We start from the raw sequence: 22,679 nt of genomic DNA, 5'->3' as shown, positions 1-22,679 counted from the left end.
CGGGGTTCGGTCAGCGATTGACGAATCGCTCACGTCCCAGCAACGTCACCAGCAACGCCACGGAGTCGGCATTCTTGAGCATGAGGTTCGTACGCGTGATGCTGTCGGCGTAAAAGACATCACGCGCCTGATCGAGGGTTTTCTTGCCGGTCATGCGCAGGATCGTGCTTTTAGCATTGCCGTCGATGCGCCTCAAGTCACGTAACGTTCCATCCTCCAGCTGTTTGAACAACTCGCTGCGATCCGTCTGATAAGACAAGGTCTTCTGTTGCTGATAAAGCTGCTCATTCCTGAGCCGCAGCCGGTAAGCAGGGGCATCTTCCAGCAGGTCGATAAACGGCGCGTGGGCGTCGACGTAGGCAATGTCATCCGTTTGCAACGCGAGGTGAGACAGTTCGTGGATCAGAATCGACGCGCGATAGTGAGCGCCGAATCTGAAATTGCTCGTACGCTGCGCGTGCAGCTTCAGCCGATAGCTGGGTACGCGAAAAAATTGCTCGGTCAGGAATACCCGCTTCAAAGGGTCTTCATTGAATACAAATGCGCTGGACGCTTCGTTGCCCAATTTATTAACGCATACCACATAACGTGACGAATCGATTGTCGATAGGGACGGCTCCATCAACGCTTCATAGATACCCGTGACGGCGTGGCGGGTCACCTCATGAATCCTGGCGTCCGGGGTTTTCTCACCAAAGAAATCGCCAAGGATTTTGACCGCTCGCACGTCCACTGCATCGTAGGGCGTCTGCCTGGACAGGTTCGCCAGGCAGTTCTCCAGATAAAAACGCGCCTGAACATGCGCTTCCTCGATGGCTTGCGCCATCTCGGGAAAATCGTGACGAATGTCGCCCATGCCACGGGCAGTGACCACCACCAGATCATCCACCTCGCTGTCCACAACACGGCGTTCCAGGCGGGTCACGACGCCCCCTCCGCCCTTCAACCCGCCCTGGATATCCAGCTTCCAGCGCTGATCCACATCGAGCCTGACCGGAGGGCCGCTCATGTCATCGCACACAATGAACCACCCATTTTCATCGGACAGCAGCTCGTAGGCTTTACCGTCGATGGCCGCGTATCTCTTGCCCGTCATGAGATCGTTGTACGTGTTCAACATCTCATCCCTATGCAGCGTGTTCAGAGCAATGTCATGAACTTCGAATGCGCGCAAACGGTTCCGTATCTGCTGGGTGAGCGAGCTGTTACTCCAGGAAAACTCGGAAAAGTCTGACGCTTCAGTGTCGATGTCGGCAGCTGCAGGCTCCATCGTAATGCCCTCCTCCCAAGGCAAAACGGACTCCTCATTTCCCGCAGATGGCGAGGCCTGTGGGTACTGCCGGGAGGAAATCATGACGCTCAGTGCAGCCATCAGCTCAGACAATGCCCTGCCCCAACGCTGCTTGCTGGCGGAGACGACCGATGAGTTGAGCAGCGTCTGACTTTGCCAAAAGCCCACCAGAACACCCAGCCGTCCCGGCACGAGCGCCATGACCTGTTCAGCCCCCAGGGTCAGAAGGTATTGCGCGACATCACGCCGATGCTCGGCATTGGTCACACTCTGCAATCGTACTTGCAGCGTGAGCGCTTGCATCGCGCCTTGAAACAGAAAATGCAGCGCATTGCCTTCATAAGGTTCGATCTCCAGCGTAACGGGCTGAGGCCGTTCCCAAGGCAGGTCGAACGATGACTCCACGCTGAATGGCACGTGCGGCTCCATGAAGCCTCCCCGGTCGTAAATCTTGCGCAGCCCTGGCTCGATGCGCTCAAGCATCATCGCCTGCAAGCTGGGCGAGGTCCGTATGTCGTGCAACAGCGCGGTTTGGTCCAGGTACTCCTTGAACACAAACTCATCATGCATAAGCGCATACAGCACCCAAGGGCCTTCCTGCGATTGAGCCGGGCCGATCAGGTAGGTGTTGAGCACCACTGTCGGATCCCACCCCTCGCTGGCCGGGAGCAATTGCAGCGCACTCAGCACAATTTTTTTCCCCTGAACCGGCAGACGCGCAATCGCATCAGGCATGTTCAGCACGGCGTCGATAAACAGACAGGCCGTTTCGGACAGTTGCCCCTTGAGCTTGAGGCCGAGCGCCCGCATCACGTCAAGGGCGGGCATCTGTTCGAAAAACAGCTTGCGCCGCTCTGGATAAGTGACGGCCGTTTCGACCAGCTCTGAACCCAGTAGCCGTCGATAGCCAGCGGCGACATCAAGCGACTCTGCAAGGTTGCGGATAGAGCCGGCGTTCAATGCCGCCGGCAATGGCTGGCCGTGTACGGTCGATACGGAAATAGTCCCCTCCAGCCCCGGCGACAATCGATCGACGGCATACTCCACGAGGTTTTCGCTGCGTTTACCGGTCGCGGCCGGTATCGACTGGGGCACTTGTCCTGGGGCCGTTGGAGCCGGAACATAATGGGTCAGGGTGACCACGACTTTTTCCGGATCGATCGATTGCTCGGGGAAGTCGGCCTCGAGCCTGCGTGTCAGGTTGTCCAGTGAATACTCGTAAAGGCTGGGGATACCGAACAGAAAATCCTTCTGCTGCACACAGGCCACGTAGAAACGTTGCAAGGCGTTGACCAGAAGAATCTGGTCAGCCAGCGATGCCGTGGTCATCCAAACCGGAACGATGGCCTGGCTGACAATGAACTGAATGGCCACGCTCAGATTGCTCAAGGCCTTGCGGTTTCGGTCGTCACGCTCCATAACGCCCAACATATTCTTGAAGAGCGTCGACGGCAGTTGCCACTCCACACCCCGCCGATAACTGTCCGCCACAGTCTGGCGTTGCCGTTCAATTTCACCGCGTTGAAGCGCTTCAACAAAATGCCCGTCGATCCGCTGCAGGATCAGTTCGGGGTCAAATACGGCTGACTGTCGACGATGCTCAAGCAGAGCCCGTCGATCCGGTTCAGCCAGCAGACGCGGCAGACCATAAGCCTCGCCGGAGCCTTTAAGTCCCGCTTTAACATGCTCTTTGAGCGCCTCCAGCGAGGCAAAGCTTGCAAGTCCTCTGTTCAGTGACCAGAAAATATAAGGGGGGGCGTTATGCGCGCCGACCATCACAAACGTGTTGGGCAGGCTGACAACGGACGCTGGCGTACCGTATTTGACCGAAAGCGTGAAAGCATCGATCTGCCCCTCCCCCAACGCCTTCCTCATGGCTGGCAACGGTCTGTCCAGTACCTGATGAACACTCTGCAGAACGGAGTCGGGGACCTTGCCGACCCGTTTTTCAATGAATACCTCAAGACGCAAGGCGTACTCCCGAACCAGACACGCCAACGCACCCGGCCTTAAGTGTCTGTCGAGGTGGCGGGCAGGACGGGTGTAAAAATCGACGATCTGCCGCTCGAAACGCTGAGGGAAGTCGGCCAGTACACAGCTCAGCATCTGTTCAAGCAGCGTGACGGGCAGACGTTGCACAGGCGGATCGGACACCGCGGTCTGCCCGCCCTCCAGTACCGAGCCGGTCGACAAGGCAGACGTTACGTGACCGCTGGCCCTGTCGAGCGCCAGCGAAAGCAGACGCACGGCAGGTTCACCTTCATTGTCCGATGCCACCCACAGCGCCCGCGCATCGAGACGCGGACCACTGATCAACGCCAGGTAGCTGTTCAGCGCATAACGCAGACACCCGTCCACACCGGCATGCAGAACGTCCAGACGATCAAGCAATGATTCGATTCTTTTCAACTTGCCGGTCCAGGTATCGGAAGGCAGGGAGCGACTGTCCGGCAGCCTGACAGGGACGTGTTCGGCCATACCCCACACCTGATCGAAGACGATGGCCTCAGGGCGCCAACGTCCCACGTCATGCAGGTTGAGCAAGCGCCCGTCCACCAGCGCCCGGATGTCCAGAGCATCATCGACACGCACCGAGGCTCTTTCATGCTCGACGGGCGCCATAGCCAGCACATGACGCAGATTGCGCGCCTGCAACGCGATCACCGAATCGATGAACTCGTGGAAAAAATCCGCGCTGGCCTGATCCTCGCGCAGTTCGACCGGGCCCTGTTCTCTGATGGACGCATGATCATTCAAGGAGGAATAAAACAGTAATTCGGCACGCCCCTGTTTACTCGCAAAATGCGCACTCACTTGCGCCATTTCCTCGAAGCGCCTGAAGCCCGACACCGACGAATACACGTAACCTGCCGAAGCGGTGTCCGTCGGAAAATCGATCAAAAACAGACCGACCAGCTTCACCGGATCCTGTCCGGCAACAGCAGCCGATAGCCTGCGGACCCTGACCGACTGTGAACCGAACGCTGCGCGGCAAGACGGCAGCAGCGAGCGCAACCGTCGATAATCATCATCGCTTGTCACACCGCTTGCCTGGACGGACAGCACATGCTGACGAAAAGACTCGGCGAGCATGTCAGCGCACTCGTCCCTCAAAGTGCGACCTCCTTGTCGCAGGCCCTTCCAGTACGTTGACAGCGACTGTTCATACAGGCTGCCAATCGAAGAAATCGCTGCCGACACGGATTGCAGCAACAGGCTTGCCTGCGCCTCGGAAAGCGTCTGGCCCCGTGCGTCCAGGAACTCACGCGTCAAGCCAGGTGGGAGAGGCTCATGCACGAACATGTCCATTGCAACATCGACCAGAGACTGAGTCCCCACCACCGGCGTCATGGCAGGCAAGGTGCCTGGCCGGGTGTCCATGATCTGCACAGCGCAGTCGAACACATTGATGCCGGATGTTGAATACGAGGTGTTCAGCTCAATCTGCAGCGCACGCCCCAATGCTTGCCTGAGGTCCGGCAGTTCATGCAACTGCGTCCACAGGCGCTGGAGATGACTTGCCTGTTGACGCATGATCATGCGCGTTTGCGCGTCGAACACAGGCGACTCAATACGCTCGGCCTCGATCACCGACGTGGCGTTGACCTCATTGAAACGCGACTGCAGCGCAAACAGCAGCGCGCTGCGATGGGCAAAACGCTCGACGCCGAACAGCAGCGTGCTCAGAAAAACAGGCGCATCCCTGTCGTCAGAGTCACTGAACAGCAACGCGGCGGCCAGTTCGGCGCAGACAGCCGGCCCGTCTTCCATGGTCAGCCGGTCGACCCGCAGCCTGGGCGAATCGTTCGTGGGTCGAGGTGGTTCTTCGGCCAGTTGGTACAGCCGCATGCCTTCGTGGCTGCTGATTCGAGACGCGTCGAGTGCCTCGGCAATATCCCGGACAAATCGCGCCCGCAGGGATTCGCTGGAAAAATAGGCAAGGGGTGCAGACATGAACGGTTTCCTTCCGATCCGGCCTCATCACGTGCAGCCGACAAGGGCGTGCCTGCGCGAGGAAAAAGGAAACAGTTTATGAAGAAGGGTCGAACAGCCTGCGGTACATACAGCAACACCCGCAGACGCCAAGGCACGCCTGCGGGTAGTGCTGTTTCACGGCTGCGGATCAGGCCTTGTTGTGACGCTCTACCCACACCGCGAATGCATCGATGAAGGTTTGCAGAAATGGGCGGGTCTTGTCGGACAGCTTGCCCGTTTCGTCAAAAAAAGCCCCTGCGCCACCCAGATAGGCTTCAGGCTGCTGCAAGCAGGGAACGTCGAGAAACACGAGGGACTGGCGCAGATGATGATTGGCACCGAATCCGCCGATCGCGCCCGGAGAGGCACTGATCACTGCGCCAGGTTTGCCGCTGAACGCACTTTTGCCGTAGGGCCTGGAGCCCACGTCAATTGCATTCTTCAACGCACCGGGAACCGAACGGTTGTATTCGGGCGTCACGAACAGCAGGCCATCGGCAGCTTGCAACTGATCGCGAAAAGCGCTGTACGCGGGTGGAGGTGAAGCGCCATCGATGTCTTCGTTGTACAACGGCAGCTCACCAATCTCGACGATGTCGAGCTTAAGGCTGGCAGGTGCCAATTCGGCCAGCGCGAGCGCGATCTTGCGGTTGATGGAGTCTTTTCGCAGGCTGCCGACCAGCACGGCAATGGAGTGAGTCTGGGTCATAAAGATATCCGTCATCTGAGTGTGGAAGGATCAGGCATGGAACACAGGCCAGGCTTTAGACGAACCGTAGCCCGTTTCATTCCGCCCCCCGGGAAAACCGGCGCATACTATTTTTTCGTTTGCGGCAAACTCCCCTATAAATCAGAGGTCTACACAGGCCGATGGATTCGTAAATCAGCAGTTATCTTCAGCTTCAGAGGTTTCAAAGCAAATGGCTTCAGTTCTTGTCGGTCAATTTCAAGCCAGAGATGCGGAAGGCCGCGTTTACCCCGTGCATGAATTTCAGGAGTCACAGCCGAATGAGGCTCAAGGCCTTGAGCCTGTGACGACCTATCGATTGGCTATCGGCGATCGCGTCAAACATTTGGGTGGGGACGATTTCGAGCTGGTTCAGTCCGGCGTGAAGATGACCCGCATTACCCAGTAAAGGCTGGAAAATCAGCCCTGATCAAACGCAGTCAGGGCTGGGGGAAGATCAGATACCAGAAGATTGCCGCTTCTCGGGTCTGAGGATCAATGCCTCGGTAGCGCATGTGGTCCACACCGCCAACCACAAAACCACACTGCTCATACAATCGGCAGGCTGCCAGATTGTTGTTCTGGGTTTCCAGCGTAATGCCGGGCAGGTTTCGCTTGCGGCTCCAGAACTGCGCAACGTCCAGCAGTGAACGTGCGACCCCATGACGACGCGCAGACTCATCAACAGCCAACTCGTCGACATAGGCAAACCCGCTCCAGTGCTTGCTGAGTACCATGTGCCCCACCGCACGGCCATCGAGCCAGGCCACCAGCACAGAGCTGTCGGACGCGCTGCGGTAATCGCTGAACTCCTGCGAATCGATACCGTAATTCTTGCGATAAGGCTCGACCGGCTCGACTTCCCAGGATTCGACACACTCTCCAACCCTGGGCGTGGCGTAACCACGCACTGTAAACGTGAACTCGCTGTTGAGGATGTAATCCTCGAAGCACTCATCGGCTACCCGGATACTCAGAGCAGGATTTACCACAGTCATCTCACCACTTTGCAGGTTGCTGTCAGGATGAAGCCTGCGCCTGTGCCTCCAGTAGCTGCACCCACAGCGCAGGTGCGCCGGATGCCTTGGCGATGGTAGACATACGCACTTCGTGCTCTGCCAGTTCACTTTCGCTTGCATGAATCACGCGGCAAGGCGTGCGATTGGCAGGCAAGCGGCGAATTTCGCTGCCGCGATTGTTCGCGCTGCCGTCCGAGCCGTTGCCGTCGGAGGCGTTGCCCGCCAGCGAAAGACTAGTCTGTCCGCCGGTCATCGCAAGGTAAACGTCGGCCAGAATCTCGGAGTCGAGCAACGCGCCGTGCAACTCACGACCCGAGTTGTCTACGCCATAGCGCTTGCAGAGGGCGTCCAGGCTGTTGCGCTGCCCCGGATGCCGCTCGCGAGCCATCATCAGGGTGTCGAGCACCGAACAGTGCTGTGTGATGTCGGTCTTGTCGTGCGCGCCCATCAAGGCGAATTCGTTGTTGATGAAACCAACGTCGAACGCCGCGTTGTGGATGATCAGCTGAGCGCCTTTGATGAACTCGAAAAACTCATCGGCGACTTCGGCAAAACGCGGCTTGCCGACCAGAAATTCGTTGGTGATGCCGTGTACGCCGATCGCACCCTCATCGCTCTCGCGATCGGGTTGCAGGTAAACGTGAAAATGCCGCCCGGTCAGGCGACGACCGATCAGCTCGACACAACCGATCTCGATGATGCGGTGCCCATCGGTCACCGGCATACCGGTGGTTTCGGTGTCGAGTACGATCGATCTGTTGTCTGTGTTTTGCATTGCCATGAACTGTAGCCTCATTTACAGGCCGCGATCTTAACACGCGATAGTGCGTGCCAGACTGTTATCCCGCCTCTTGGCAAACGGGGCAAAGCAGCCTAGCCGTGCTTGATGCCACGCACCTCGTCGACGCCGCGATTGGCCAACTGGTCGGCACGCTCGTTGCCGGGATGGCCGATGTGACCGCGGACCCACTGCCACTTGACGGTATGCCGACTGACCTGCTCGTCCAGTAACTGCCAGAGGTCGGCATTCTTGACCGGCTCCTTGGCAGCGGTCTTCCAGCCACGCTTTTTCCAGTTCACCATCCACTCGGTGATGCCTTTCATCACGTACTGCGAGTCAGTGACCAGGGTCACCTCACACGGACGCTTGAGTTCTTCAAGGCCGCGGATCGCGCCGGTCAGCTCCATACGGTTGTTGGTGGTGTTGGCCTCGCCACCCCACAGCTCTTTTTCGACGCCCTTGCACACCAGCAAGGCGCCCCAGCCGCCGGGGCCGGGATTGCCCTTGCAGGCACCATCGGTGAAGAGTTCTACGCTATCGCTCATTACAACCTTTCCGGAATGATGGGCTTCTTTCGCATGAGCAGAAGTCAGGAATCCTGGGTGGCGCGACTGACCTTGGCCATAGGCAGCGGAATCAGCTTGCCCATTGGTTCACGCCGCACCTGGCGCAGAGGCCTGAGGCCGACCACCAGCTTGCGCGCCACCAGAAGATAGAAGCCGCCACCGGGGCCTTGCCGCCCTTCGCCAAAGCTTTCCAGCCCTAACAGACGTGACTGCCATGCCGCCGAAGCAAGGGGCGGACGATAGCATCCGAAGCGGCGTTTCTCCAGCGCGAAGCCCAGCAGGTTAAGCCAGTCGGCAACGCGCGAAGGCGAAATGCAGCGCGCCTTGCGCAACGCATCGCGGGCAAATACGTGCCGCACGCCCCAGGCACTCCAGGGATTGATACCGATGATCAGCAAATGCCCACCGGGCCGAACGCTGCTGGCGGCTTCGCGCAACAGGCCGTGGGGCGACAGACAGAAATCCAGACCATGCTGCAGCACCACCACGTCGGCAGCATGCTCGCTCAAGGGCCAGGCCTGCTCTTCGCACACGATCTCGACGCCCGGCAGCGGCGCGCCAAGGCGGACATTGCGCTGCACTTGCTGCGCCACGGGCGGCGTTTCTGCCGAGGGCCCGTAATGCACCAGATAGCCGCCAAAGTAACGGCCGAGTTCCTCTTCCAGAACCCGACGCTCTTCCTCGAGCAGAAGCTGGCCCAGTGGGCCGGACAGCCATTGGCGAGCGGCGCTAATCAAGGCAAGCCACTCAGGATCAGCCTGAGCGAACGCTTCATCGGTCATGAGTTCTCCTCCAGAGGTGCTCGCATACAACGGCAACAGACTCTAAGATGCACCATTGTTCCCTGCGATGCGAACTGCGCCATGATACAGATCCACGCCCTGCCCGCTTTCAATGACAACTACATCTGGTTGTTACAAGACCTTTCGGCCAAACGCTGCGCCGTGGTCGATCCGGGAGACGCAGCGCCCGTGCTGGCCTGGCTTGCCGATCACCCCGATCACACGCTCACCGACATCCTGATCACCCATCATCACAACGACCACGTAGGCGGTGTCGCCCGGCTCAAGCAGGTCAGCGGTGCCAAGGTTCAAGGGCCGCAGGCAGAAAGCATTCCAGCCCGCGATGTCGCACTGAACGATCATGACCGCGTAACGGTGCTGGGGCTGGAGTTTACGGTTCACGCAGTGCCAGGACACACCTTAGGCCACATAGCCTTCTACCATGACGACGCCACCAGGCCCTTGCTGTTCTGCGGCGATACCCTGTTTGCGGCAGGCTGCGGCAGGCTGTTCGAAGGCACGCCCGAACAGATGCACGCATCGCTCGACCGACTGGCCGCCCTGCCGGACAGCACCCAGATCTACTGTGCCCACGAGTACACGTTGAGCAACCTCAAGTTCGCTCAGGCCGTGGAGCCCGATAATCGGGATATTGCCGAGCGCCTGGCCCTAGTGGTTCGCCTGCGTGACGAAAATCGCATCACATTGCCTTCCAATCTAGCCTTGGAAAAACGCACCAACCCCTTCCTTCGTGCCCACGAAACATCCGTTAAAGAAAAAGTGGACGAACGGGACGGGCACGAAAATGCCTCGCAGAGTGCAGTCTTTGCCAGCCTGAGGGCATGGAAAGACACGTTTTGAAGCGACCATCAAACCGCAATAAAATTCTGAAAGGTTGACCAGCGGCAGCACGCTTTCTAGAATCGCCCGACATTTTCGTCTGGATGTACCCCCCGAACAATGTCGTCATCTATAAGCAAGCCTGTAAATTCGGACGCATTGACTCGGTTGGCCCAGGCCGTGGCTGTAGCAGCGAGTGCGCTTCTGGTCGGCTGTCAGAGCACAGCCCATGTCGAGTCTTCCAGCTCCCACCGCGCGCCCAATCTGGCCACCGGTATCAAGCAAAAACCTATTTTTCTGACCACCAAGCCTGCCACGCCACTGGCCCCGCCCCAGGATGTCTGGGAACGGATGCGCCAAGGGTTTCAGTTGCAGCAGGGTAATGACCAGAATCCGCGTATCGACCAGCAACGTCTGTGGTTCGCCAACAACCCTTCCTTTCTGGAAAACGCTGGCGAGCGTGGCAGCCTTTACATGCACTACATCGTCGAGCGCCTTGAAGAGCGCAACATGCCGCTGGAGCTTGCCCTGCTCCCGGTGATCGAGAGCGCCTACAACCCGATGGCGGTTTCACGCAGCCAGGCCGTGGGCCTCTGGCAGTTCATTCCCTCGACGGGACGCTACTTCAATCTGCGCCAGACCAACTTCTACGACGGACGCCGCGATATTCAGGCCTCGACCGTCGCCGCACTGGATTACCTGACACGTCTGCACGACATGTTCAATGGTGACTGGCTGCTGGCACTGGCCGCCTACAACGCAGGCGAAGGCACGGTCAGCCGCGCTATCGAACGCAACGACAAGCTCAATTTGCCGACCGATTACTGGAACCTGCCACTGCCGCAGGAAACCCGTGATTACGTGCCCAAGTTGCTCGCGCTGTCTCAAGTCGTTCTGTCGCCGGAAGCGTACGGCGTCAATCTGAACCCGATCGCCAACGAGCCCTATTTCGAAGTCGTCGAACTCAACAAGCGTGTGGACCTGTCCAAGGTCGCCAGCGCAGCAGATATCGACGAAGACGAGCTCATCCAGCTCAACCCCGCTTTCAAGAAGCGCCTGACCATCGATGGTCCTCAGCATTTGCTGGTGCCTACGTCCAAGGCGCAACTGTTGACGGCAAGCCTGTCGACCATGAAGCAGGAAGAACTCGTTGCCTGGCAACCGTATCGCGTTCGTCGTGGCGATACGCTGGAAAGCCTGGCCAGTCGTTACCAGGTGACCGTCAGCTCGATCAAAAGCAACAACAAGCTGGCAGGCAATCGCCTGAAAGCAGGCCAATCCCTGACCATCCCCGTCAAGCCGGGTCTGAACACGTCGCAGCCGGTGTTCGAAGCGTTGGCCCGCAATGAAAAGCCTGCTCGCAGCCGCACCTATAAGGTGAAGAATGGCGACAACCTGACCACCATCGCACAAGCCAACAAGGTCGACGTGGAAGACCTTCAGCGCTGGAACAAACTGTCCGGCAAGAAGCTCAAGATCGGTCAGACCCTGGTGATGCAGGACACCGGCAAGTCCGACAGCAAGACCGTCGCCAGCGCCAGCAGCAAGGACGGCGAGAAGAAATCCATGCAGTACAAGATCCAGAAAGGCGACTCGATGTACCTGGTCGCCAAGCGCTTCAATGTCGAGATGCAACATCTCAAGCGCTGGAATCCGCGTACCGGCCAGGCACTCAAGCCAGGCCAGACCCTGACGGTTTATCTGCCGCACTGATGCATTGCGCAGAAACAGGCCACTGCTTGCATGGCCTGTTTCTGCGGGGTCCGCGTCACATTCTGAAATTGACCTGAATACCAGCACCCAGCACCTCTGCGGCCGTGCAGCCTTCGCCAGTCTTTTTCCTGCCGGGACAAGCTGTTACTGTTAGCGACCCGAAAGCCCAAGTCGCCTGGATCGTGATACGTCCCTTCCTGCTAATCGTCAGTCTGGCCTTGAGCTTCTGCGCCAACGCAGCCATCACCGAAAGTCACGGTTATGCGCAGTTTGGCGTCCTCAAGTACCCGGCCAGCTTCACTCATTTCGACTGGGTCAATCCCGAGGCGCCGAAGGGTGGCACCCTGAGAATGATGGCGTTCGGCACATTCGACACGCTCAACCCCTACACCTTCAAGGGCACAAGTCCGGTATCGACCGGTAATTTCCTGCAATACGGCGTCAGTGAGTTGAACGAAACACTGATGGTCGGCACAGGACAGTACGACCCCTCCGGCGATGAACCGACCTCCAGTTACGGCCTGATCGCCCAGTCTGTCGAATACAGCGAAGACCGCAGCTGGGTGGTGTTCAACATCCGGCCCCAAGCCCGCTTTCACGATGGCAAGCCAATCACCGCTTACGACGTGGCGTTCTCCTACCGCACATTGCTCAAGGACGGTCATCCTCAATACCGCACCGCCTTGCAGGAAGTGCAGCGTGTCGACATTCTCGACCGCCATCGCATTCGCTTCGTGTTCAAACGTGCCGGCAACCCGCTGTTGATCCTGCGCTTGGGCGAACTGCCCGTGCTGCCGCAGCATTACTGGAAAGACCGCGACTTCAAGGCCACCACCTTCGAGCCGCCACTGGGCAGCGGCCCTTATCGCATCACTCGGGTCAAGCCAGGACGCCAACTGATCTTCGAACGGGTCAAGGATTACTGGGGCAAAGACCTGCCGGTCAACCGCGGCAAATACAATTTCGACCGCGTTGACGTGGAGTTTTACCGGGACAACGATGTGGCGTTCGAAGCCTTCAAAGCGGGCGAGTTCGACATTTATATCGAGCATCAGGCCAAGAACTGGGCCAATGGCTATAACTTCCCGGCGGTTGTGAATGGTGACGTGATCAAGGCGCAAATACCGCACCGGATCCCGACCCAGACTCAGGGGTTGTTCATGAACACCCGCCGCGCGGCATTTGCCGACGTCCGTGTTCGGGAGGCGCTGAGCCTGCTGTTCAATTTCGAGTGGACCAACCGCACCCTGTTCAGCGACGCCTACCAGCGCGCTGTCAGCTATTACCCGAACAGTGAGTTCTCGGCCACCGGGCTGCCAACGGGCGGCGAATGGCTGGCGCTGGCGCCTTATCGTGATCAACTGCCGCCCAGCCTCTTTACTCAGCCGTTCACGCCTTCGAAGACCGATGGCGGTGGAATCCCGCGTGAAACCCTGCGCAAGGCGCTGGCCCTGCTGAGCAGTGCGGGTTGGAAGCTGACCGACAAAGGCTTGCTCAATGGCGACAATCAGCCACTGCGCTTCGAGATTCTGCTGGTCAATCCCAGCCTGGAACGCATCCTGCTGCCCTACATCGAAGACCTGCGTCGTGTGGGCATCAATGCCGGCCTGCGCACCGTGGATCGCGCGCAGTACAAACAGCGTTTGGATAGCTTCGACTTCGACATGATTCTCATGACGCTGCAACAGACGCTCAGCCCCGGCCTTGAGCAGTGGCAATATTTCCACTCCAGTCAGGCCGCCATCCACGGCAGCAAAAACTATGCAGGCGTCGCCAACCCGGTGGTGGATGGCCTGCTCAATAAACTGCTCGCCGCCCAAACCCGCGATGAACAGGTCTCCACTGCCCGGGCGCTGGATCGTGTGCTGTTATCCCAGCACTACAGCATTCCCAACTGGTACCTGAACAATCATCGCCTTGCCTATCGCAACCGATTCGCTATGGTCACCACCCCGCCCTACACCTTGGGGCTGCGTGCGTGGTGGCTCAAGTCTCTGGAGAAGCCCCGATGAACCCATTGCACGCTTTGCGCTTGCGGGCCGCCGCTCTGCTACTCGCGGGTGCGGCATGCTCCGTACAGGCTGCGCCTCAGCACGCTGTGACGCTGTACGACGAAGCGCCCAAATACCCGGCCGACTTCAAACATTTCGATTATGTGAACCCGGACGCGCCCAAGGGCGGGACACTCCGCCAGGCGGGTTTCGGCGGGTTTGACAGCCTTAACCCGTTCATCAACAAAGGCGTGGCGGCGGATGACATCGGCCTGATCTATGACACCCTTGCCCGCGCCAGTCTGGACGAGCCGTTCAGCGAATACGGGCTGATCGCAGCCAAGATCGAAAAGGCCCCGGACAACAGCTGGGTCCGTTTCTATCTGCGCCCCGAAGCACGCTTCCACGACGGTCATCCCATTCGCGCCGAAGACGTGGAGTTCAGCTTCAAGACCCTGATGGAGCACGGCTCACCCATGTACAGAGGGTATTACGCCGATGTTGACCAAGTTGTCGTCGAAGATCCGTTACGCGTGCTGTTCAAGTTCAAACACAAGGGCAGCCGCGAGATGCCGCTGATCCTCGGGCAACTGCCCGTGCTGCCAAAGCACTTCTGGGCCACCCGCGATTTCAGCAAGGGCAATCTGGATTTCCCGCTGGGCAGCGGGCCTTACAAGGTCGCAGACGTCAAAGCCGGGCGCTCGGTGCGCTATGAGCGGGTCAAGGATTACTGGGCCAAGGACCTGCCGATCAACAAAGGCTTCTACAACTTCGACGTATTGACCACCGATTACTACCGCGACAACACCGTGGCACTGGAAGCGGGAAAAGCCGGGCAATTCGATTACTGGATAGAAACCAGCGCCAAGAACTGGGCTACGGCGTACAACACCCCTGCGGTCAAGGCTGGAAAACTTATCCAGGAAGAGCTTCCCAACGGCAACCCGACGGGCATGCAGGGCTTCATCTTCAACCTGCGTAAACCGGTGTTCCAGGACGTCCGCGTGCGTGAAGCGCTGACCCTGCTGCTGGACTTCGAGTGGACCAACAAGCAGTTGTTCAACGGCTCCTACAGCCGTACAAAGAGCTATTTCGACAATTCGGAAATGGCCTCCAGCGGCCTGCCCTCTCCTGAAGAACTGAAGATCCTGGAGCCGTTGCGCGGCAAGGTTCCGGACCGGGTGTTCACCGACGCCTTCACGCTGCCGGTGACCGATGGCAGCGGCATGATTCGTCCGCAGCAGCGCCGTGCGTTTCAGCTGTTGCAGGAAGCAGGATGGAAAATCGTCGATGACAAGATGGTCGATGCCCAAGGCAACCCGGTCAAACTGGAGTTCCTGATTGCCCAGACCGAATTCGAACGCATCCTGTTGCCCTACAAGCGCAACCTGAGCGATTTGGGCATCGAACTGGTGATTCGCCGCGCCGACGTGTCGCAATACATTAACCGACTGCGCTCGCGTGACTACGACATGATCGTCAGCAGCTTCCCGCAATCCAGCTCGCCGGGTAACGAACAGCGCGTCTATTTTGATTCATCCAGTGCCGACAACCCCGGCAGCCGCAACTTCATGGGCCTGAAGGATCCTGCGATCGATACGCTGGTGAGCGGCCTGATCAATGCAGATTCCAGACAGAGCCTGATCAACCACACAAAGGCATTGGACCGGGTATTGCTGTGGGGCTTCTACATCGTGCCGAACTGGCACATCAAGACCTGGCGCGTGGCGTACTGGAACCATCTCGACCACCCGCAGGCCAAGGCACTGTCGGACATCGGCCTGATGACCTGGTGGGTCAAGCCTGACACCCCACCCGCCACACCAAGCCAGCCGCCCCCTGACCAGGCTGCCCCCGCGAGCACGGAGCAATAACATGCTGGCCTATATTCTGCGACGGCTGCTGCTGATCATTCCGACCCTGTTCGGCATCCTGATCATCAACTTCATTATTATCCAGGCCGCGCCCGGCGGACCGGTGGAGCAAATGATCGCCAAGATCGAGGGTTTCGACGGCGCCACCAGCCGCATTGCCGGGGGTGGCGCAGAAGTCTCGGTGGCGGGGTCGAATTACCGAGGGGCCCAGGGCCTCGATCCGGCGCTGATCAAGGAAATCGAGCGCATGTACGGCTTCGACAAGTCCGCGCCCGAACGCCTGTGGATCATGATCAAGAACTACGCCACGCTGGATTTCGGCGACAGCTTCTTCAGGGACGCCAAGGTGATCGACCTGATCGTCGAAAAGATGCCGGTTTCGATCTCGCTCGGGCTGTGGAGTACGCTGATCATGTACCTGGTGTCGATCCCGCTGGGCATCGCCAAGGCGACGCGCCACGGCAGCCACTTTGATGTCTGGACCAGTTCGGCAATCATTGTCGGCTACGCGATACCGGCGTTCCTGTTCGCCATCCTGCTGATCGTGGTGTTTTCCGGCGGCAGCTACTTCAACTGGTTCCCGCTACGCGGGCTCACGTCGAACAACTTCGACGAACTGAGCACGGCAGGCAAGATCCTCGATTACTTCTGGCACTTGGTCCTGCCTGTCACGGCGCTGGTGATCGGCAACTTTGCAACCATGACCCTGCTGACCAAGAACAGCTTCCTCGACGAAATCAGCAAACAGTACGTCACGACCGCCAAGGCCAAAGGCCTGAGCAACCACAAAGTGCTGTACGGTCATGTGTTCCGCAACGCGATGCTGCTGGTGATTGCCGGCTTCCCCGCCGCGTTCATGGGCATCTTCTTTACCGGCTCGCTACTGGTGGAAGTGATCTTCTCGCTCGACGGCCTGGGCCTGATGAGCTTCGAAGCCGCCATCAACCGCGACTATCCGGTGGTCTTCGGAACACTGTTCATTTTCACCCTGCTGGGTCTGGTGGTGAAGCTGATCGGCGACATCACCTACACGCTGGTAGACCCGCGCATCGACTTTGAAAGCAGGAAGCATTGATATGAAGTTGTCTCCTCTCAATCGCCGCCGCTTCGAACTGTTCAAGGCCAATAAACGTGGCTGGTGGTCGCTGTGGCTGTTTCTGCTGCTGTTTGGCCTGAGCCTGGGTGCCGAACTGATCGCCAACGACAAACCGCTGGCCGTGCGCTACGACGGGCATTGGTATTTCCCGGTCTTCGAACGCTATCCGGAAACCACCTTTGGCGGCGAATTCCCCCTGGAAGCCAACTACAAGAGCCCGTATATCAAAGAGCTGCTGGCCGCCAAAGATGGCTGGACCCTCTGGGCACCGATCCCTTTCAGCTACCAGAGCATCAATTACGACCTGAAAGTGCCAGCCCCTGCTCCGCCTTCACGCGAGAACCTGCTGGGCACCGACGACCAGGGACGTGATGTGCTGGCACGTGTCATCTACGGCTTCAGAGTCTCGGTTCTGTTCGCCCTGACCCTGACCATTCTCAGCTCCATCATTGGCGTGGTCGCCGGTGCGCTGCAGGGCTTCTATGGCGGCTGGGTCGATTTGCTGGGCCAGCGGTTTCTGGAGGTCTGGTCCGGGTTGCCAGTGCTGTATCTGCTGATCATCCTGGCCAGCTTCGTGCAGCCCAACTTCTGGTGGCTGCTGGGCATCATGCTGCTGTTTTCATGGATGGGCCTGGTGGATGTGGTGCGTGCCGAGTTCCTGCGTGGGCGCAACCTGGAATACGTGCGTGCCGCCAGGGCGCTGGGCATGGAGAACGGCGCAATCATGTTCCGCCACATTCTGCCCAACGCAATGGTCTCGACCATGACCTTCATGCCGTTCATTCTGACCGGCGCAATCGGCACCCTGACGGCACTGGACTTCCTGGGTTTCGGCCTGCCCGCCGGCTCGCCTTCGCTGGGTGAGCTGGTTGCGCAGGGCAAATCCAATTTGCAGGCACCCTGGCTGGGTATCAGCGCTTTTGCAGTGCTGGCCCTGATGTTGAGCTTGCTGGTATTCATCGGCGAATCCGCCCGCGATGCTTTCGACCCAAGGAAATAAGATGAACACTGACAATCTGATCGAAATCCGCGATCTGGCGGTCGAGTTCGTGACGGGCGACTCGCGGCAACGGGTAGTCGAGCACATCAGCTTCGATATACGCCGTGGCGAAACCCTGGCGCTGGTCGGCGAAAGCGGCTCGGGCAAATCCGTCACCGCGCACTCGATCCTGCGCCTGCTGCCCTATCCCATCGCCAGCCATCCGAGCGGCACCATTCGTTACGCGGGCGATGATTTGCTTAAGGTCGAAGAGAAAAAACTGCGTTCGATCCGCGGCAATCGCATCGCCATGATTTTTCAGGAGCCGATGACTTCGCTCAACCCGCTGCATTCGGTTGAAAAGCAAATCAACGAAGTCCTCGGCCTGCACAAGGGCCTGACCGGCAAGGCGGCCACTGAGCGCACGCTGGAGCTGCTGGATCTGGTGGGCATCCCAGAGCCTCGCAAGCGACTCAAAGCGTTGCCACACGAGCTGTCAGGCGGCCAGCGCCAGCGCGTCATGATCGCAATGGCCCTGGCCAACGAGCCGGAACTGTTGATCGCCGATGAACCGACCACTGCGCTGGACGTGACGGTGCAGCTGAAAATTCTCGAATTGCTCAAGCATTTGCAGGCCCGGCTGGGCATGGCACTGCTGTTGATCAGCCACGATTTGAACGTTGTGAGGCAAATAGCCAACCGAGTATGTGTCATGCAGCGCGGTTGCATCGTCGAACAGGCATCGTGCGAAGAGCTGTTCCGTTCACCGCAGCACCCGTACACCAAGGTTTTGCTCAGCGCCGAGCCCAGCGGCGGTCCTTCGACCAATCCCGCTGGCGCTCCGCTGCTTGAAGTCGAGGACCTGAAAGTCTGGTTCCCGATCAAGAAGGGCCTGCTCAAGCGCACCGTCGACCACGTGAAGGCCGTCGACGGTATCCGCTTCAGCCTGCCGGAAGGCCAGACACTGGGCATCGTGGGTGAAAGTGGATCGGGCAAATCGACGTTGGGCCTGGCGATTCTTCGGCTCATCGGCAGTGAAGGCACCATACGATTCAGGGGCAAACCGCTAGACTCCCTGTCGCAGCAGCAGATACGTCCGCTGCGCAGGCAGATGCAGGTGGTGTTCCAGGACCCGTTTGGTAGCCTGAGCCCCCGCATGTCGGTGAGTGATATCGTGGGCGAAGGCCTGCGCATTCATAACATGGGCACGGCTGCCGAGCAGGAGACGGCGATCATCGAGGCACTCAAAGAGGTAGGTCTGGACCCGGAAACCCGGCACCGCTACCCCCACGAGTTCTCCGGTGGTCAGCGCCAGAGAATTGCCATTGCAAGGGCACTGGTGCTCAAACCGGCGCTGATTTTGCTGGACGAGCCCACATCGGCGCTCGACCGGACGGTGCAGCGCCAAGTGGTGGAGCTGCTTCGCTCGCTGCAAACCAAGTACAACCTGACGTATTTGTTCATCAGCCATGACCTGGCTGTCGTCAAAGCGCTTAGCCACCAGTTGATGGTGGTCAAGCAAGGCCAAGTGGTCGAACAGGGTGCCGCGCAGGCTGTTTTTGCCGCACCGCAACATCCTTATACACAGCAGCTTCTGGAAGCCGCCTTTTTGGCACCAGTCGCTGTCGATTAACCTGAAGAGGAACAACACATGGGTTTTCTCGCCGGTAAGCGCGTCCTGATCGTCGGTGTCGCCAGTAAACTGTCCATCGCATCCGGCATCGCTGCCGCCATGCATCGTGAAGGTGCAGAGCTTGCTTTCACCTACCAGAACGACAAACTCAAAGGTCGCGTCGAAGAGTTCGCCGCAGGCTGGGGCTCGAGCCCTGAGCTGTGCTTCCCTTGCGACGTGGCCAGCGACGAAGAGATCAACAAGGTCTTCGAAGAACTGAGCAAGAAGTGGGATGGCCTGGACGTGATCGTCCACTCGGTCGGCTTCGCGCCGGGCGATCAGCTCGATGGCGACTTCACCGAAGCCACCACCCGTGAAGGCTTCCGCATCGCCCACGACATCAGCGCCTACAGCTTCGTGGCACTGGCCAAAGCGGGCCGCGAAATGATGAAAGGCCGCAATGGCAGCCTGCTCACCCTGTCGTACCTGGGTGCAGAACGCACCATGCCGAACTACAACGTGATGGGCATGGCCAAGGCCAGCCTGGAAGCTGGCGTTCGCTACCTGGCAGGCAGCCTTGGCCCTGAAGGCACTCGCGTCAACGCCGTTTCAGCAGGCCCGATCCGTACCCTGGCAGCGTCGGGTATCAAGAACTTCCGCAAGATGCTGGCCGCCAACGAAGCGCAGACCCCTCTGCGCCGCAACGTGACCATCGACGAAGTCGGCAACGCCGGCGCATTTCTGTGTTCCGACCTGGCCTCGGGCATCAGCGGTGAGATCATGTACGTCGACGGCGGCTTCAACACCACCGCGATGGGCAACATCGAAGAGTGATACGGCGGGTGCCGCTCAGACGAGCGGCACTTTCCGGCAGGCAAAAAGAAGGCCGCTCATTGAGCGGCCTTCTTTTTTGGCTTCTGCAAAAGACCAGGTGATGACCACCCGGCCTTCGCATTAACCCGGCTTAGAACTTCTCGATCTTCGCCTTGCTTTCCAGCTGGGCACGGAACGCTGCGAAGTCTTGTTGACCGGCACGCGATGCGAGGTAACGACGGTACTGCGTCTTTTCCGCGTCAGTCGGCGCAGCCGCCTGATTGACACCGTTGAGGCGCACGATCACAAAACTCCCATCTGCGGCCGTCTGGCTGGTGTATTCCGGCTTGTCCTTGCCTGTTGGCTTAGGCATGCGGAACAGCGCCTGCAGAACGGCAGGGTCTACACCCTCCTGACTGCGAGTGACCGCTTCCATCACTTTCCACTCGTGACCGGCCTGCTTGGCCACCAGCGGGATTTTGCCATCACGCAGACCGGCCAGCAGCGCTTCGCCTTTGGACTTGGCTTCGGCACTGGCTTTTTCCTTCACCAACTGAGCACGAATGGCGCTGGCGACGTTCTCAAGCGGCAACTGCTTGGGTTGCAGGTGCTCTTTGGCACGCACGACCACCACAGTTTCCGGGTCCAGCTCCAACGTGTTGCTGTTGGAACCCTCTTCCAGCACTTCAGGGCTGAATGCTGCCTGGATGACCGCACGGTTGGCCGTCAGACCCTCGCCGCCTTCACGACCGAACGGTGCCGTCGTTTGAACCTTGAGGCCCAGATCCTGAGCTGGCTGCGCAAGATCGGACGATTCGAACGCCGAATCTTCCAACTGCTTGGTCACTTCGACGAACTTCTGCTCCACCTGCTGCGACTTGAGGTCGTTGGTCAGCTTGTCTTTCAGACTGGCGAATGTCGGAACCGACGGCGCTTCAACGCCCAACAGCTTGATCAGGTGCCAGCCGAAGTCAGTGCGCACAGGTTGCGAAACCTGGTCCTTGTTCAAACCGTACAGCGCGTCTTCGAACGCAGGGTCATAAACGCCTTTGCCTGCGTAGCCCAGATCCCCGCCCTTGCTCGACGAACCCGGGTCCTGCGAGAACTCCTTGGCCAATGCGGCGAAGTCCTCACCCTTGGCCAGACGCTGCTGAATCTCTTCAATCTTCGCCTTGGCCTGCTCATCGCTGAGCTTGTCGTTCACTTCGATCAGGATGTGCGCAGCGCGGCGCTGTTCGGACAGGTTGGCGATCTCTTTCTGATACGCCGCCTGCAAGTCCTCGTCCTTGACCTGCACCTTGTCGAAGAAGGCCGACTTCTTCAATTCGATGTAATCGAGCACCACCTGCTCAGGACTCATGAACTCCTTGGCATGCTCATCGTAGTGCGCCTTGACTTCATCGTCGGTGACTTTCACCGCCGACGGATCGGCCAGCAATGTCAACGACGCGAAATCACGGGTCTGCTTTTCAAGGCGTGCAAAGGCTTCAACCTCGGCGTCGGTCACAAAGGCACTGCCTGCGACACCGGCACGAACCTGACCGATGAGCATTTCCTGCCCCAGCATCTGACGGAATTGCAGACGGCTGTAGCCCAACTGGCGAATCACCTGATCGAAACGGTCCGGGCTGAATTTGCCATCCACCTGAAACTCAGGCGTCTGCAAAAGCTGCTGATCCAGCGCGGCATCGGAAAAGGAGAATTTGGAATCGGCGGCACCCTGCAGCAGCAGTTTGCGGTCGATAAGCCCTTTGAGAGCGGACTCGCGCAGCAACTTTTCGTCCAGCAGCGAAGGATCGAAGTCCTTGCCCAACTGCTGAGCCAGTTGCTGGGAAAGCTGACGGCGCTGCATGTCGACGGCTTGGCTCAGCTCATTTTGAGTGATGTCCTCGCCATTGACCTCGGCAGCGTTCTGCTTGTTGCTGGTCGCGGTAAACAACGCCTCGATGCCCGTGAAGGCCATCAATGCGATGATGATTCCGATGATTGTCTTGGCAATCCAGCCCTGTGAATTGTCCCTGATGTTCTGCAGCATTGCGTCCCCCAAAACGGTTGAACTGACTAACCAACCGCGGAGCGTGGGTAGAAAGCGGATAGAAGAAAGGCGCATCCGAGGATGCGCCTTCTCGTAACTGACGAAGCGGAAGGGCTCGAACCCTTCGGCGTTGCAACCGACTGCACCACCGCTCCGCTACTGAATCGGAGAAACGCCGACCCAGCGGGCAAGGCTTGAAGAGGCTTAGTTGACAGCTTCTTTCAGGGCTTTACCGGCTTTGAAACCTGGTTTTTTAGCAGCAGCGATTTCCAGCGTCTTGCCAGTCTGAGGATTGCGACCGGTACGCGCAGGACGATCTGTGACGGAGAACGTACCAAAGCCAACCAAAACAACCGAGTCGCCAGCCTTCAGAGCGCCAGTGACGGATTCGATCACTGCGTCCAGCGCACGGCCAGCAGCAGCTTTCGGGATATCAGCAGATGCAGCGATAGCATCAATCAGTTCCGACTTGTTCACTCTAAGTCCCCTTATCTCTATATTGAGTATGTTTCTAAGTTTTAGGTGTTAAGCAAAACGAGCGCTGGGAGGCTGGCCGGACTTGCTTTAAAGAGCCGCTTTATAACA

General features: G+C 58.8%; 17 protein-coding genes. 9 read left to right on the top strand and 8 right to left on the bottom strand.

Going from position 1 to position 22,679, the window contains the following annotated elements; all coding sequences use genetic code 11:
- Positions 1–10 precede the first annotated feature (10 nt).
- Positions 11–5,245, bottom strand: coding sequence for a dermonecrotic toxin domain-containing protein (locus ALP40_RS02470; protein ID WP_122206703.1), 5,235 nt, complete (start codon positions 5,243–5,245; stop codon positions 11–13).
- Positions 5,246–5,414: 169 nt separating this feature from the next.
- Positions 5,415–5,975, bottom strand: coding sequence for an NADPH-dependent FMN reductase (locus ALP40_RS02465; RefSeq protein WP_122206702.1), 561 nt, complete (start codon positions 5,973–5,975; stop codon positions 5,415–5,417).
- Between the two features lie 211 nt (positions 5,976–6,186).
- Here ALP40_RS02465 and ALP40_RS02460 point away from each other — a divergent pair, with 211 nt between their 5' ends.
- Positions 6,187–6,402 carry a hypothetical protein gene (locus ALP40_RS02460; protein ID WP_122206701.1) on the top strand — a complete coding sequence of 72 codons (216 nt, stop codon included), beginning with the start codon at positions 6,187–6,189 and terminating at the stop codon, positions 6,400–6,402.
- Positions 6,403–6,433: 31 nt separating this feature from the next.
- Here ALP40_RS02460 and ALP40_RS02455 read toward each other — a convergent pair whose 3' ends face one another.
- The 4 genes from ALP40_RS02455 to ALP40_RS02440 all read right to left on the bottom strand — a co-directional run bounded on the left by ALP40_RS02455 (position 6,434) and on the right by ALP40_RS02440 (position 9,141).
- Positions 6,434–6,991 carry a GNAT family N-acetyltransferase gene (locus ALP40_RS02455; protein ID WP_122206700.1) on the bottom strand — a complete coding sequence of 186 codons (558 nt, stop codon included), beginning with the start codon at positions 6,989–6,991 and terminating at the stop codon, positions 6,434–6,436.
- 22 nt (positions 6,992–7,013) lie between these two features.
- Positions 7,014–7,793: a DNA polymerase III subunit epsilon gene (dnaQ, locus tag ALP40_RS02450; protein WP_122206699.1), complete on the bottom strand. Its 780-nt coding sequence runs from the start codon at positions 7,791–7,793 to the stop codon at positions 7,014–7,016.
- A gap of 92 nt (positions 7,794–7,885) precedes the next feature.
- Positions 7,886–8,338 (bottom strand): ribonuclease HI, encoded by a 453-nt coding sequence (gene rnhA, locus ALP40_RS02445; protein ID WP_024687909.1) that lies wholly within the window; start codon positions 8,336–8,338, stop codon positions 7,886–7,888.
- A gap of 44 nt (positions 8,339–8,382) precedes the next feature.
- Complete coding sequence (locus ALP40_RS02440) at positions 8,383–9,141, bottom strand: methyltransferase domain-containing protein (RefSeq protein ID WP_122206698.1); 759 nt, start codon at positions 9,139–9,141, stop codon at positions 8,383–8,385.
- Positions 9,142–9,222: 81 nt separating this feature from the next.
- Here ALP40_RS02440 and gloB point away from each other — a divergent pair, with 81 nt between their 5' ends.
- The 8 genes from gloB to fabI all read left to right on the top strand — a co-directional run bounded on the left by gloB (position 9,223) and on the right by fabI (position 20,080).
- Positions 9,223–10,002: a hydroxyacylglutathione hydrolase gene (gloB, locus tag ALP40_RS02435; RefSeq protein WP_122206697.1), complete on the top strand. Its 780-nt coding sequence runs from the start codon at positions 9,223–9,225 to the stop codon at positions 10,000–10,002.
- 99 nt (positions 10,003–10,101) lie between these two features.
- The gene (locus ALP40_RS02430; RefSeq protein ID WP_122206696.1) at positions 10,102–11,694 is read left to right on the top strand and encodes a LysM peptidoglycan-binding domain-containing protein; all 1,593 of its coding nucleotides are present in this window, start codon (positions 10,102–10,104) and stop codon (positions 11,692–11,694) included.
- A gap of 182 nt (positions 11,695–11,876) precedes the next feature.
- Positions 11,877–13,706 carry an extracellular solute-binding protein gene (locus tag ALP40_RS02425; RefSeq protein WP_122206695.1) on the top strand — a complete coding sequence of 610 codons (1,830 nt, stop codon included), beginning with the start codon at positions 11,877–11,879 and terminating at the stop codon, positions 13,704–13,706.
- On the top strand, positions 13,703–15,559 hold the full coding sequence (locus ALP40_RS02420) for an extracellular solute-binding protein (protein WP_122206694.1): 1,857 nt from the start codon (positions 13,703–13,705) through the stop codon (positions 15,557–15,559). Before ALP40_RS02425 ends, ALP40_RS02420 begins: the two co-directional genes overlap by 4 nt.
- Before the next feature lies 1 nt (position 15,560).
- Positions 15,561–16,634 (top strand): microcin C ABC transporter permease YejB, encoded by a 1,074-nt coding sequence (locus tag ALP40_RS02415; RefSeq protein WP_122206693.1) that lies wholly within the window; start codon positions 15,561–15,563, stop codon positions 16,632–16,634.
- A gap of 1 nt (position 16,635) precedes the next feature.
- On the top strand, positions 16,636–17,655 hold the full coding sequence (locus ALP40_RS02410) for an ABC transporter permease (protein ID WP_122206692.1): 1,020 nt from the start codon (positions 16,636–16,638) through the stop codon (positions 17,653–17,655).
- A gap of 1 nt (position 17,656) precedes the next feature.
- A complete protein-coding gene (locus tag ALP40_RS02405) occupies positions 17,657–19,267 on the top strand; it encodes an ABC transporter ATP-binding protein (protein WP_122206691.1) in 1,611 nt (536 codons plus the stop codon).
- An 18-nt stretch (positions 19,268–19,285) separates the two neighbouring features.
- Positions 19,286–20,080, top strand: coding sequence for an enoyl-ACP reductase FabI (fabI, locus tag ALP40_RS02400; RefSeq protein ID WP_122206690.1), 795 nt, complete (start codon positions 19,286–19,288; stop codon positions 20,078–20,080).
- 130 nt (positions 20,081–20,210) lie between these two features.
- On the opposite strand, the gene ALP40_RS02395 is transcribed toward fabI, so the two are convergent.
- A complete protein-coding gene (locus ALP40_RS02395) occupies positions 20,211–22,094 on the bottom strand; it encodes a SurA N-terminal domain-containing protein (protein ID WP_122206689.1) in 1,884 nt (627 codons plus the stop codon).
- A 204-nt stretch (positions 22,095–22,298) separates the two neighbouring features.
- Positions 22,299–22,571, bottom strand: a complete 273-nt coding sequence (locus tag ALP40_RS02390; RefSeq protein ID WP_004883906.1) for an HU family DNA-binding protein — start codon at positions 22,569–22,571, stop codon at positions 22,299–22,301.
- Between the last annotated feature and the right edge of the window lie 108 nt (positions 22,572–22,679).

Source organism: Pseudomonas viridiflava, assembly GCF_003702045.1.
Taxonomy (GTDB): Bacteria; Pseudomonadota; Gammaproteobacteria; order Pseudomonadales; family Pseudomonadaceae; genus Aquipseudomonas; species Aquipseudomonas viridiflava_C.
The sequence above is the reverse complement of the archived record's forward strand: the minus strand, read 5'-3'. Positions and strand labels throughout refer to the sequence as shown.